The sequence below is a fragment of the Streptomyces sp. NPDC046900 genome (genome assembly GCF_040644975.1).
In the GTDB taxonomy this organism is placed as follows: domain Bacteria; phylum Actinomycetota; class Actinomycetes; order Streptomycetales; family Streptomycetaceae; genus Streptomyces.
Genome location: NZ_JBEYXD010000070.1, coordinates 1 through 12,846 on the forward strand (window position 1 = coordinate 1; position 12,846 = coordinate 12,846).

The window sequence follows — 12,846 nt, forward strand, 5'->3', positions numbered from 1 at the left end:
CCGGTAGCCAGCGAAGTTATCAGCCGTCCCGCCTTGTTCCCGTGGTGCGCGGTGTGGTGGGGCGCATTTACCACCCTGTCGGTCGACCCCGCTGGGGGTGTACGTCACCTCGCATACCGAGGTGACCGCCCTGCCCGGGACACTCGCGGCGTTCGGACTCGCGGGCGCCGTGTGTTGCTCGCAGCGAGCGCCGCGCCGGGTGGTCGACGAGCTCAACTTCCCAGTGGGGCCGGTGGGCGAGTGCCTTCCGGCCCGAGTCACACCTGGGTTCTGTCCGGCGGATCATGTGACTACTAGGCTGCGACGATGGAACGCGTAACCGACGTGCCCGAGAGTCTCGCCACGTCCGCAGATCGGGCCCAGGTCAATGACTACGACACCTTCGCCGAGGCGTACTCGGCGGAGAACGAGAACAACCTCCTGAACGCGTACTACGAGCGGCCCGCGATGCTGGCTCTCGCCGGAGACGTGGCCGGCCGTCGGATCCTGGACGCCGGCTGCGGCTCAGGCCCCCTGTTCGCTGCACTGCGCGACCGCGGTGCCGTCGTCACCGGCATCGACGCCAGCGCCGGGATGCTGGCGCTGGCCAGGCGGCGGCTGGGCGAGGACGCGGCCCTGCACGTGGTCGACCTGGGCGCCCCTTTGCCCTTCCCCGACGGTGCGTTCGACGACGTGGTCGCGTCGCTGGTGCTGCACTACCTGGAGGACTGGGGGCCGACGCTGGCCGAGATACGGCGCGTGCTCAGGCCCGGTGGTCGGCTGATCGCGTCGCTGGACCACCCTTTCGTGGCCTACACGATCACGGATCCTCGGCCCGACTACTTCGCGACCACCAGCTATACCTTCGACTGGACGTTCAACGGGCAGTCCTTCCCGATGAGGTTCTGGCGCAAGCCGTTGCACGCGATGATCGATGCCTTCACCACCGCCGGCTTCCGCGTTTCCGTCATCAGCGAGCCGCAGCCCGCCCCGGCCGCCCGCGAGCTGTTTCCCGACGACTTCCAGAACCTTTCGACCAAGACCTGCTTCCTGTTCTTCGTCGTCGAGGTACCGCCGCAGGCTGCGGGCTCGGACGACTAGCCAGTCGCGGATCACGAGCGGAGCGAGAGTCGGATCGAGGCTTTCGTTCCTTGTAGATCGTGTTGCCGACGCCCGCGGGTCGGCCGCCCCTGCTGCCGCGGGTCTGCGGGTCGGACCGCTGGGTTCTTCGGCTGGGGGATGGTGTGCTCGTTCAGACGTCGTCGCAGGTAGCGGCGGTTGCGGCGGGACGAGTACTCCTTATCGCCGCCGAGGTGGTCGGGCCGGGTGCGCGGGTGTCTGCCGCCCGGCTGGCCGAGGCGGATGCGTTCCATGATCGTGATGAGCTGTGGGGCATCGCCGCACTGGCTCCGGGTGACCAGCAGGGCCAGCGGGCGGCGCCCGCCCTCACCGACGAGATGGATCTTGTAGGTCGGGCTGCCCCGGGAGCGTCCGAGTCCCTCGTGGGGGCGGTGCTGCCGGGGTGCGTGTCCTTTCCCGACGCTCGCGGAACGCTCCTGCGGGCCGCGGAGGCGTGCTGGTGGGCCCCGGCAGGTGGTCGAGTCGAAGCTCACCATCGACCAGTCGATCCGGCCTTCAGCGTCGGCGTCGGCCAGGACGGCCGCGAAGATCTTCGCCCACGGTGCCGGCTGCAGACCAGCGTCTGCGCCGCTCGTGCATGGTCTTCCACGGACCGAAACGCGCAAGAAGGTCCCGCCCTGGCATTCCGGTGCGCATCCGGTACAACATCCCGTTGATGAGCCTGCGGTGACTGGCCCAACGGCCACCGTGCTGCACGGATCTCGGCAGATGTGGTCTGAGCCGAACCCACTCTGCGTTCGTCAGATCTCCCCCGCCCCGTGGCCATGCCAACGACCCGAGACCACGGCGGTCACAAGATCCGCCTGACAGGCCCCAGCCCGGTCCGCTTGGCTTCCTTCACTGCCTCCGGAGCCACGGTCACGTCTGTCATCAGGCGCAGTTGGGCAGCCCGGCTGTGAGAGGAGTCCGGCGCGTGCGATGTTGATCCACCACGGGCGGCCGGGCTGTGCTAGGGTTTCCGAGTTGCAGTTGTGGTACCCATGAACCTATGTGCGCCTGACGGGAATGTTTCTCCTTCAGGCGCATATTTTGTTTTCCGGCATCTCCGGATGGGGCCTCTGCCTACAGAAGAGGAAAGTCATGGCACAGGGAACCGTGAAGTGGTTCAACGCCGAAAAGGGTTTTGGCTTCATCCAGCAGGACGGCGGCGGCCCCGACGTCTTCGCCCACTACTCGAACATCGCGACCCAGGGGTTCCGTGAGCTCCAGGAGGGCCAGCGGGTCTCCTTCGACGTCACGCAGGGCCAGAAGGGCCCGCAGGCGGAGAACATCATCCCCGCCTGATCGCCCGGCGCATATCCGCTCACCGGGGTCCGCACCTTAATGGTGCAGGCCCCGGTTGTGCTGTTTCCAGGAAGGTAAGCAACCGCATGTCCCGCAGGCCCCAGAAGCCGAATCGGCGCGCCTTGTCACCCTCACCCCCCGCGACGTCGCCAAGAGAGTTCCGGCTACCGGAAAGCACGACACCCGCCCTTCCCGCCGTCGCGGACTTCGCTGATCTGGACATGCCCGCGGGACTGCTGAAGACCCTCACCGCGCAGGGCGTGACCACGCCCTTCCCCATCCAGGCCGCCACCCTGCCCAACTCACTTGCCGGCCGTGACCTCCTGGGACGGGGACGTACCGGCTCCGGCAAGACCCTGGCGTTCGGGCTTGCGCTCCTGGCCCGCACGGCCGGACTCCGGGCCGAGCCCAAGGCGCCCCTGGCCCTGGTGCTGGTTCCGACCCGTGAACTCGCCCAGCAGGTGGCGGACGCGCTGACCCCCTACGCGACGGCGGTGAACCTCCGGCTGACCACCGTGGTCGGCGGTCTGTCCATCACCAAGCAGGCCGCTGCGCTCCGGCGGGGCGTCGAGGTGCTCGTGGCGAGTCCCGGCAGGCTCAACGACCTCGTGGAACGCGGGGACTGCGTGCTCGACAGCGTGCGCATCACGGTGCTGGACGAAGCCGACCAGATGACCGACATGGGCTTCCTGCCGCAGATCACCAAGCTGATCCAGCAGGTGCGGCCCGACGGACAGCGCATGCTCTTCTCGGCCACCCTGGACAGCAACATCGACCGCCTCGTGCAGCGGTTCTTGACCGACCCCGTGGTGCACTCCGTGGACCCGTCCGCAGGAGCGGTGACCACCATGGAGCACCACGTGCTCCACGTCCTGGACGAGACCGACAAGAAGGCCGTCACCACGCGCATCGCCGCCCGTGACGGCCGGGTCATCCTCTTCCTCGACACCAAGAGGTCCGCCGACCGGCTCACCAAGCGGCTCCTGGCGGTCGGGGTCCGCGCGGCGGCCCTGCACGGCGGCCGCTCCCAGCCGCAGCGCAACCGCACCCTGGAACAGTTCAAGAACGGCCAGGTCACCGCGCTGGTGGCGACGAATGTCGCGGCGCGGGGCATACACATCGACAACCTCGACCTCGTCGTGAACGTCGATCCCCCCACCGACCACAAGGACTACCTCCACCGGGGCGGCCGGACGGCCCGCGCCGGCGGCTCCGGCAGCGTGGTCACGCTGGTCCTGCCCGACCAGAAGCGCGATGTCACCCGGCTCATGTCGGATGCGAGTATCCGCCCCCGGACGGCCCGCATCACCTCCAGCGACGTGGAACTGGCCACCATCACCGGCGCCCGCGAGCCTTCCGGCGTGCCCGTCACCATCGAGGTCCCCCAGCCGGCAACACCGACGACGTCCCCGTCCCGCCCGGACCGGAAGACCGGCACCGAGCCTGGCAAGCGGTCCGGCGGCCGCCGTCGCAACGGCGGCGGAGCGGGGGCGGCGACAGGTGCGACCCCCGCGACGGGAGGGCGGAGCTCCGGCCGCCGGGCCGCAGCCGGAGCGGCAGCGACGGGTGGCACCTCCGCAACCGGCGGACGCAGCTCTGCCCGCCGGGCGGCAGGCGGCAAGGCCGCGGGCGGTGCCGCCGGTGCGGGCGGCCGCAGTGCCGACCGCCGGGCCGGAGCCGGTGCGGGTACCGGCGCTGCCGCCGGGAAGGCAGGCCGTCCATCCGGCCGTCGCGCGGCGACCGGCGGCGCCACGGGCGGTGCCGGCAGCGGCGGCCGCGGCTCCGACCGCCGAGGCGGCCGCCGCATCTCTGGGACATAGGCGGCACCAGGCCGTTCGCCCTGTTGATCACCCCGCGGAGGCGGCGGCGTGGGTGTTCCTCATGATGATGTAGTGGCCGAGGAGCATGCCGCCCTGCTCCTATGGCAGGCGCGGGCGGCACGTCCGCACGGTCGAGGGCGAAGCGGCCCGCCGGTACCCGCAGCGTCTCGCCGGCATTTCGCCCAGGCCCCCGCCGGCAGCGACCTGCATCAAGTGCGGTGCCCGCCGCGGCCGGCAGTAGCTACAGGATGCTGCCGGCCTGCTGATCCATCAGGACTCCCGCACGGTCTGTACCGAGCTCATCCCCGGGGACGGCTGCTGGTACAGGTCGCCGTCCTGCACCAGTGGCTTGTGGAAACCGGACGTATTCGCGTAGACGTCCCGATTATTCAGCGCGAAGGCCTCACCTGGTGCCCAGGATGCCGCAGCCAGCCGCTGCTGCCGGCGGAGGCTGGTGGAACTTGTACTCGATGCCCATTGCCGGGTGGCACGGCTTGCGCCGGGAGGGAACCGTGGCTCTGGGTGGGCTCGTGTCCGAATACGGGTGGAAGGGAAACCGGGCGAGGTTCGCGGGGGGAATCATGCAGATTATCGAGGTGACCGGGTTTGCCGTTCGATCCGCTGTGATCACCATGAGGCGGAGAGGGACGCCACTCGAATTCGTGATCTTCCCGATGGTGCACGTGGCTTCGCCGACGTTCTACTCCCAGGTTCGCATCAGGTTGAGGGAATGCGACCTCATAGTCATGGAGGGAATTCGAGGGAAGTCGGCCGGGGTGAGTGCCCTCACGCTCGCGTATCGGTTCGCCCCACGCCGACGGCGTAACGGACTGCAGGAGCAGCGCGAGGAGCTGCTGCTTCCCAAGGACGTGCCGGTCATCAACCCGGATGTGACCGCGGCGGAGGCGATCGCGGACCTGAAGGCGCTGCCGCGGTGGATGTACCTGTTGCTCATGGTCGCGGCTCCCGTGATGGGCCTGGTGTTCGCGCTGCGTGGTCCGCGCGCCTTCCTTGATGAGGACCAGGTAGTCGAGGATCTGCCGTCGACGCTGCGGGCGGAGATGATGGCCGACGATCCTGTGGGGCAGGCGATGACGGGTCGGCGCGACCAGCGGTTGCTCGACGCGCTCGGCGAGATCCACGCGGAACGCAGCGACGAGTCGATCCGCGTGGCCGTCGTCTACGGAGCCGGCCACGTCCCGGCGATCGTCTCGGGGCTGAGGGACCGTTACGGGTACCGACCGCGTGAAGCGGAATGGCTTACCGTCCTCATCCCCGCGTAGATCGTCGGGCGAAACCGGTTCTGCGGGGTCCGGGAGACGGCAAAGCGGACTCCGATCTGCAGGATCGGTTCCTGGGGTTCGGACGCCATGTACTGGTTGCCATTGGGAACCCGTCCCAACCTGAGGCCACCGAGCGCCAGGCTGCCCGAGCCGCCCGGTCACCCATCAAACCGAAACTTTCACGACAACGGCCGCAGTCCTGGGGGTCCGGCGAGGAAGTGGGCCGCCGAGTTGTCGAGGTGAATGGCGATCGCCGGAATCCGGCGATCCTCCCCTGCGCGGGCGGGCTCCAGTGCCGGAGTCGGTGACGGTTGGCGCCCGGCGGATGCCTGCGACCGAGTCAGAGTGCTCCTCGACCCGGAGGCGCAGCAGGACCCGGCCTGGCCTGCTGACTTCGGCCTTGCCCGCGTGACACCGCTCATCTACGGCTGAAAACAGTCGAATTGGTGTGCCATCTGTGCGCTGCCCGTGTTTGGATGGCGGTCAACGCGACGGGGAAGCAAGAGAGTTGACCGTTGTGCCCCCGTCGTCTGCGACCAACACAGGGGGAATAACTTGACAGTGCGAAAGCTTCTCACCACGGGGGCTGTGGGACTGGGACTGCTCGTCACGGTCGCTGCGCCGTCAGCTTTGGCGGACCAGCCGAGTGACGGAATGCTGCGCGTCACCGTCGGCTCGCCCCGGCACCCGGCAGGCGCGCTCGCCGGCCCGGCCGTCAATGCGACCTGCACCATCAACCGCATCACCGTGAACCGCTTCAGCGAGTGCGAGTGGGTCACTGTCCATCTCGACGTCGTCAAGGTCGTCAACGGGCGTCCGGTCGTCGAGGGCACCGCCGACTTCGACGTGAAGCACCAGATGACCCTGAAGACCAACTCCGCCAACTGGAGTGAGAAGTTCAGCATCTCCAAGGCGAGGACCACCGGCCAAGGCAGGGGCGTTGCCGTCAATCTCGCCGCCGCCTCCGGAGGCGGTACCAGGGCCGCCGTTCACTTCCAGCAGGGTCATACCCTCGACAGCGCGGCGAGCGGCACCGTCGGCTACACGACCACCATCGCCCCGAAGAAGATCAAGCCCAAGGCGAAGACCACCTACAACTACACCTTCACCAAAGCCGGCTACAGCCCGGGCAGCGTCTCCTACGCCTCCGCCGTGTACCGGTGCGACAACTACTACGGCAGCACCCGAACCAACCGCTCCGGCTGCGCGATACCCCAAGTACCCACCGGCGTGAGCATGGTCGGCCTGGCCCGCATCGACGAAGGAATACGCAAGCTCCGCGCCCGCGGCGGCCACTACGGCGACCCCAACGGCGGCAAGCCCCTGCATTGGATGATCAACAAGACGCAGGAGAACGCCAACAGGACCGCGGTGTGCCCGCGGACCGCACCGCCGGACATGCGGCGCGCCGGCCGCACCTCGTGCGACGAGTACCCCTTCGCTTCCACCAAAGAGGGTGGCACTCACCTTCCTGCCAACCAGCGGGAGATCACCTGGGTCAAGACCCAGGAGAACAAGTCCCAGGGCGGACGCATCACCGCATGGCGCGGCCAGATGCACGTCATGGACGGCGACCCGTTCTATGTGATCGCCTGAGCCGCGACTACACTCCCCGCCAAGTCAGACAGGGTGCCCCCTCCCGCTTCGCCCGGGAGGGGGCACCCTGCCCCGTTCAAGGAGGCTCCCTCCCCATGCTGGTCAGCGCATCGTCGTTCACCGTCGAGCTCGGCGAAAACGGCTACCTCATCGGCTTCACCGACGACTACGCATACCCCTCCGAGATGCCCTTCGGCTGGCGCTGCGGCCCGGCCGCCGACGCCAACGCCGTCGTCCTGACCACCACCGACACAGGCCCTCTCCAGATCACCATCGAGGTCCACGACACCCCACCGGCACCCGAGACGGGCGGCGAATGGGAGCCCGCGGAGGAACTCAGCCTGCGCACCGACCTCCCCACCCTCTACCTCGCCACCCTCGAACAAGGCGACATCCTGGACGCGTGGCCGGAGGAGGAACCCACCCTCGAGGCCCCGTCCTCTTCTGACAGCCATGGCTGGATGCGGATGCGCCTGTACTGCCACGCCGACGACCCCGAACCCGGGATCGGCGACCACGGAGAACGCCACCTCGTTCAACTCTGGCCCGCACCCCAGACGCCACCCCTCCACCCCGACATCACCGAGGAAGACCGCCAGGCACGCGCCGAGTACGCCGCGGACATGGCCACGCCGGTGGAGGACTACACGGTCACATACACCTCCACGCACGGCGGCGAAGAAGACTGACACCTGCTGTGCCAGAGCCAAGGCCCCTCTAGGGCCTGTCCGATGGGTCACTGTGCCGTCGGCTGCATATCCCGATTCTTGAGCTACCCGCCCGGTCAGCCGGCAATGAGCTGCCGCCAACTTGAACTCGCAGCTCATGAGCCCCCCGGGACCAGGTCCCGGGGGCGCTCGGCGTGGTGGGGTGAGGGCGGTCACTCAAGCGCGGGAGGTGAGGCGCTTGACGAGGCGGACGACGAGACCGACCAGCATGGCTCTTCTCCTTATCGATGCGGGGAGTGTCAGGGACGGGTGGGGCAGGGCTGCGCTGGGAGTCAGCCGCGGCGCTTGAGCGCCTTGACGAGGCGTACGAGGAGACCGGTCAGCATCGCTGAACTCGCTTTTGGCGAGGGGTGGTGGGGTGACCGACTGGGTTCACGCTAGGCGTGCGGCCAAGGCCGCCGCGTCAGCCCGGCGGTGGAGCGCGGGTGGAGAAGTGGGTGGAGAGTGGGTTGATGTGGTTGATGCCGCCGGTGCCCACAGCGTGCGGGGCACGTCAGGCCCGCACGCCTGCCCCGATCCGACCCCGACCGCAGGAAGCGGGAGCGCGGGAGCAAAGTCCCGCGGCCGCGGCCCATGGCTTTCCATCCGCCGACCAGCGGCGATGCCTGTCGTATACCGTCTTCCACTTCCCGAATCGAGCCGGCAGATCCCGCCACGGGACGCCAGTCCTCAGCCGGAACAGGACTCCGTTGATCACCTGACGACGGTTCTTCCAACGCCCGCCCCGGCCGACGTTCTTCGGTAAACAGGGCTTGCCTGGTCGAGCGGGACCTCGCGGCACGTGTGCACCGGGGCGGCCATCTGCTGTCGGTGTGGACCCCGGACACACGCCGCTCCATGCGGCGTCTGCTCGGCCCGGGCGTGGACTCGATCACCACCAACCGTCTCGACGCGCTGCACGCGCTGCGCGGGCGCTGAGGCGGGTGGCGGTCCCGGGCCGTTCGGTCGCCGGGGGTCACGCTGCCGCGGGGGCCGGCCGGGTGACCCCGGCCATCAGCTCCTCCAGCAGCTTGATCTTCTTCCGGACGACATACAGCGGGACGATCCCGAACACCCCGAACGACATGTCGATCACCGTCCACCAGAACGGGATCCCGCGGATCGGACCGCAGATCAGGGCGAGCGGGATGATGCCCGCGCAGGCGATCATCCCGAACTCGACGACCCAGATGTTGCGGACGGGATCGCGGTAGGGCCCGTAGAAGGCCACCGCGATCACCAGGTGCGCGAACGCCAGCCAGTCCGTGCCGTAGAGGACGAAGGGCTGTTCGGCGTCGGTGGCGTCGAGTCCGCGGCGCACCCGCTCGATCCAGTCCATGAGGGCGGGCAGGTGCTCAGGTACGGACAGGGACCGCAGCAGATCCTCGGTCCAGCGCAGTTCGTGGACCAGGGGAAAGGCCGTGGCACCGCTGAGTACCAGGCAGACGACGAAGAAGACCAGCCACGCGCGGATGCCCCTCGACAGGGCCGCTCTGTCGCTCATGGCAGGAGCGTACCCCTCGAAATGAACATGTTCAAAAGTGGTTCGATGCCGACCTCGCCGCCCGCGTACAGGGGGTTGGGACACGAGAACGCCCTAGGTCCTGCCCGATGGGTCGCGTGACTCGCCTGGTGACGGATCGTTCGGTCGATGTGGGGCGGGGTGATCTTTCTCATGACGAGTGGCTCGGCTGGAACCGCATCTGACGAGGAACCGAGGGCGGGGCGGTCGTTGGCAGTGCCACCGCAGAGTGATCAACGGGATTTTGTTTCGGCAGCGGACCGGCCTGCCGTGGCGAGATCTTCCGCCGCGTTTTGGGAAGTGGAAGACGGTTCATGACCGTCATCGCAGGTGGTCGGCGGATGGCACGTGGGAGAAGATCCTCGGGGCTGTCCAGACCGACGCTGACGCCGACGGCCGGATCGACTGGAGCATGGTCAGCGTGGACTCCACCTCTTGCCGCGCTCATCAGCACGCGGCCGGGGCTCACACATGTCCACCGAGGGTCCCCGGCAGGCGTCGGCGACCGCGCCGACACCGCTCCGACGAGGGCCTGGGACGTTCGAGGGGCGGGCTGAACTGCAAGATTCATCGGGTTCCGGCAGTGACAGGACTTGGTTCTGGCATGCGGCGGCGTGGTGCCACGGCTTACTCGGCCGGCTTGGACTGCTGCTCCTCCGCGGCCAGTGTGGCCGTCTGCTCGGCCGCGCGGGTGCGAAGTAGTAGGTCGTACTCGATACTTGTCGCCGGGGCACCCAGCACATGTGGCCTGAACGCCCCGGGGAGTTGATGGGGTCAACCGAATTCCGGTGACCTGGAGGGCCGTGGTCCAGTGGCTCTTGATGGCGCTGCGGGCGGCGGACAGGGTGATGGTGCCGGCGCAGACGGCGTTCTTCAGCTTCGTTTCGACGCCGTCCTTGGAGTGCACGGCCTTGGGAGCCGGAGTAGGGCTGGGCCACGGGTCGCCGGGGTCACGGGGCGCGCCGGAACTGGCTGGAGGGGTTGGTCGACGAGCCGCGTCCGTGCCGGCCACGCACGGTCGGCGACCACGAAGTCGAGCAGGCGGTGGTCGACACGCTGGAGTCGATGCCGCCGAGGACGGGTTTCAGTGCAGTTCCTGCACCTCATCTACTCACACCCGGATTCGTGGGGCCAATAGCCTTGTGCCATGGTCGACGGGCATCGGTTACCGGCTGACGACGCGGATCGAATACGCAACGGGGCGGCGAACGGTGCACCGTCTCGCCGGTGGTACCGAGATCCGGCCGTGGTCGTGCCAGCAGTAGTAGCGATTGTCTCGGCGCTCATCGGGCTCGTTCCGTACTTCTTCCCCCAACAGCAGCCCGACAAGTTCAAGAAGTATGTCGACCCCGAAGAATGCTTGACGACTGCCTGGCCCGGACCTGGCACGGCGGTGCCACAGAAGGTTCAGGCCGGCAAGAACGTGGCCGGGTACGCGATCCTTCGACAGACACCCTGTTGGCGTGCACCGAAATCGCAACCGTCCACCCCCTTCAACCCCGCAGCCGGGATCTCGGTGTTGTGCTGGGTCAACGCCGACGACGTCTTCGACACCTCGAAGGTGCCCCGTTACAAGTGGTACTTGGTGGCTGACCCTGCCCACCCGGGCAAGACGATCGGCTGGACACCCCAGTGGCCCTACGGGGCACCTGCACAGCCTGTTCCGATATGCGGTCAGCACCCACAGCGGTCGCTGTCCCCTGTCTCCCTTGTCGCTGCCGCTCTGGCAATGATGGCAGTGATATCTCTGATCATCCTGGCAATCAGGCGCAGGCGTCGAAACGTGCCGCATCCCGAAGAGCCGCCTGACACCGATAACGAACAGCCGTAAATGGCAACTCAGTGGCGGATGTGCCAGTCAGGGTGCGTCCGCGCGATGCTGAGTGTGTTCTCAGCCAGGTCGTGCAGCCGAGGCGGGCGGGTAGGTCTGGGGTGAGACGGGCAGGCCGCGCAAGACGCACTGGCAGATCCGCAGGTCCGTGGATCAGCGAACACCTGCATCGGCACCTCGAGCCAAGCCTCCACGGCGTCCTGCGATGCGTCCAGTTCGGGGTCGCGAGTTCCGTCCGGGGCGTAGGCCCGGCGACCGGTCCGCGTGAAGCGGAAGATGCGACCGGTACCAGGCATGGACTGCGCCTGCGCGCTCGGTGGCGGTGCACGACCCTCGGCGAGGGTCGCCATCGCTCACAGCAGGGGTGCATGACAGGATTTCACCATGCACTGTGACGTCTGCGATCACGAGATGACGAAGTGGGATCGTCCGCCGTCGCGGTGGTGTCGTGAGCTCTGGATTTGCACATGGTGCTATGCGGTGACCCAGATCGGGACTCCGGACTACGAGATCAGCCGCCCCGGACACTGCCCCTGGGACATCCGGTGGGAAGCGGCATGGACGGACATGCTGCCGGACGCCGGTCGGCACGCATATGGCTACTTCCACAAGACGCTCTGCGGGATCGAGAAGCCGGACATGACCGGCTCGCAGTTCGGCATGTGGGGCGGCGCATACAGCGATGAATGCCCTGACTGCACGGCTGCGGCCCTCGCCATCGACGCGCGGTGGCCCGAGGAGCGACGTGACGGCTTCCGAGTGAGCGCCCCGGCCGTGCCCCAGCCCCGTCCCGAGGACGACGCCGGTTACGTCCAGCCAGTAGACGAACTCGGCCGACTGGACATCCGGCTACCGCAGACGCCGACGGGGCCGGAGACGCGCGTTCTTGCGGGTTCCCCTGCGAATGCGCCCGCCGAAGACGGATTCCGACAGATCGGCGATGGCCCTGAGGCGGTGTGCCTTCCGGCGTTCTGGGCCGGACATGGGATCGGACCCTACCGGCCGTACGACGAACAAGGGCGCACCTTCGCATGGTTCCAGGCATATCCCCTTGAGACGATTCCGCCGTTGGACGAGGAGTCCTTCGTAGGCGACTTCGCCTGGTTCGGCGAAGTCGGTGATCCGCTCGACTACCGCACGGCCGTGACGGATCCGATCGCAGCCGATCTGGCGAGAGACGGTCTCCCACTGCCCGCCGACTTCGTGGCGTTGATCACCCGAGCCAACCTGCACCGCTGCCTTGACCGCGTGGGCGGTGGTTCCTGGACCGATGTGACCGGCCCACTGCCCAGCCCTGTCGATCCGGCCGACCGCATGGTGCTCTTCTTCCGCGATCAGCAAAGCTGCATCATGTGGTACCTCTACCTGCACCACAGCGGGCAGTCCGGCGTCGTCTGCTCCGATTGGGATTTCACCCTGGAACCAGAGCTCAGGTACGGACCCGACGACGAGATCGTCCTACCGCGCCGCGAGATCTTCTGGACCGCCCCGAGCGTTGAGATCTTCGCCTACCGGTTTCTGGCCGAGGCGAGACTGGTGCTCGCGATCCACGACAAGAAGCGGGCCATCGAGCTCGATCCGGAGCTCCTTGCCTACCTCGCGCACTACGTGCCCGGTTCGAGCAGTGAGTGAGGGCTATCACGCAAGTGATCTCTGCGAGGGCTTGGACGCCTCGGAGAGTCGC

At 67.8% G+C, this 12,846-nt stretch carries 9 protein-coding genes and 4 pseudogenes; 10 read left to right on the forward strand and 3 right to left on the reverse strand.

Annotated elements, in window-relative coordinates; translation table 11 throughout:
- Positions 1 to 306: 306 nt before the first annotated feature.
- Positions 307 to 1,080 (forward strand): class I SAM-dependent methyltransferase, encoded by a 774-nt coding sequence (locus tag ABZ904_RS38870; RefSeq protein ID WP_361001539.1) that lies wholly within the window; start codon positions 307 to 309, stop codon positions 1,078 to 1,080.
- 70 nt (positions 1,081 to 1,150) lie between these two features.
- On the opposite strand, the pseudogene ABZ904_RS38875 reads toward ABZ904_RS38870, so the two are convergent.
- Positions 1,151 to 1,890, reverse strand: a pseudogene (locus ABZ904_RS38875) (IS5 family transposase); the annotation flags it as partial.
- Positions 1,891 to 2,199: 309 nt separating this feature from the next.
- Here ABZ904_RS38875 and ABZ904_RS38880 point away from each other — a divergent pair.
- The 5 genes from ABZ904_RS38880 (at position 2,200) to ABZ904_RS38900 (ending at position 7,791) form a co-directional block, all read left to right on the forward strand.
- The gene (locus ABZ904_RS38880; RefSeq protein WP_071365560.1) at positions 2,200 to 2,403 is read left to right on the forward strand and encodes a cold-shock protein; all 204 of its coding nucleotides are present in this window, start codon (positions 2,200 to 2,202) and stop codon (positions 2,401 to 2,403) included.
- A gap of 86 nt (positions 2,404 to 2,489) precedes the next feature.
- Positions 2,490 to 4,223, forward strand: coding sequence for a DEAD/DEAH box helicase (locus tag ABZ904_RS38885; RefSeq protein ID WP_361001543.1), 1,734 nt, complete (start codon positions 2,490 to 2,492; stop codon positions 4,221 to 4,223).
- Positions 4,224 to 4,735: 512 nt separating this feature from the next.
- The gene (locus ABZ904_RS38890; protein ID WP_361828863.1) at positions 4,736 to 5,506 is read left to right on the forward strand and encodes a hypothetical protein; all 771 of its coding nucleotides are present in this window, start codon (positions 4,736 to 4,738) and stop codon (positions 5,504 to 5,506) included.
- A 588-nt stretch (positions 5,507 to 6,094) separates the two neighbouring features.
- Positions 6,095 to 7,102, forward strand: coding sequence for a NucA/NucB deoxyribonuclease domain-containing protein (locus ABZ904_RS38895; RefSeq protein WP_361828865.1), 1,008 nt, complete (start codon positions 6,095 to 6,097; stop codon positions 7,100 to 7,102).
- 95 nt (positions 7,103 to 7,197) lie between these two features.
- Entirely contained in the window at positions 7,198 to 7,791 is a 594-nt protein-coding gene (locus tag ABZ904_RS38900) for a hypothetical protein (protein WP_359410511.1), read from the forward strand.
- 619 nt (positions 7,792 to 8,410) lie between these two features.
- Here ABZ904_RS38900 and ABZ904_RS38905 read toward each other — a convergent pair.
- Positions 8,411 to 8,611: pseudogene (locus ABZ904_RS38905) on the reverse strand (transposase); the annotation flags it as partial.
- Here ABZ904_RS38905 and ABZ904_RS38910 point away from each other — a divergent pair.
- Positions 8,587 to 8,748 (forward strand): annotated as a pseudogene (locus ABZ904_RS38910) (glycerophosphodiester phosphodiesterase family protein); the annotation flags it as partial. The pseudogenes ABZ904_RS38905 and ABZ904_RS38910 sit on opposite strands and share 25 nt — an antisense overlap.
- Before the next feature lie 37 nt (positions 8,749 to 8,785).
- Here ABZ904_RS38910 and ABZ904_RS38915 read toward each other — a convergent pair.
- Complete coding sequence (locus ABZ904_RS38915) at positions 8,786 to 9,313, reverse strand: hypothetical protein (protein WP_359410512.1); 528 nt, start codon at positions 9,311 to 9,313, stop codon at positions 8,786 to 8,788.
- A 149-nt stretch (positions 9,314 to 9,462) separates the two neighbouring features.
- On the opposite strand from ABZ904_RS38915, the pseudogene ABZ904_RS38920 reads away from it, so the two are divergent.
- From ABZ904_RS38920 to ABZ904_RS38930, 3 genes and pseudogenes are all read left to right on the forward strand, one after another.
- Positions 9,463 to 9,902, forward strand: a pseudogene (locus ABZ904_RS38920) (IS5 family transposase); the annotation flags it as partial.
- Positions 9,903 to 10,577: 675 nt separating this feature from the next.
- Entirely contained in the window at positions 10,578 to 11,162 is a 585-nt protein-coding gene (locus ABZ904_RS38925; RefSeq protein WP_361001555.1) for a hypothetical protein, read from the forward strand.
- A 480-nt stretch (positions 11,163 to 11,642) separates the two neighbouring features.
- Positions 11,643 to 12,794 carry a hypothetical protein gene (locus ABZ904_RS38930; RefSeq protein ID WP_361828868.1) on the forward strand — a complete coding sequence of 384 codons (1,152 nt, stop codon included), beginning with the start codon at positions 11,643 to 11,645 and terminating at the stop codon, positions 12,792 to 12,794.
- Positions 12,795 to 12,846 lie beyond the last annotated feature (52 nt).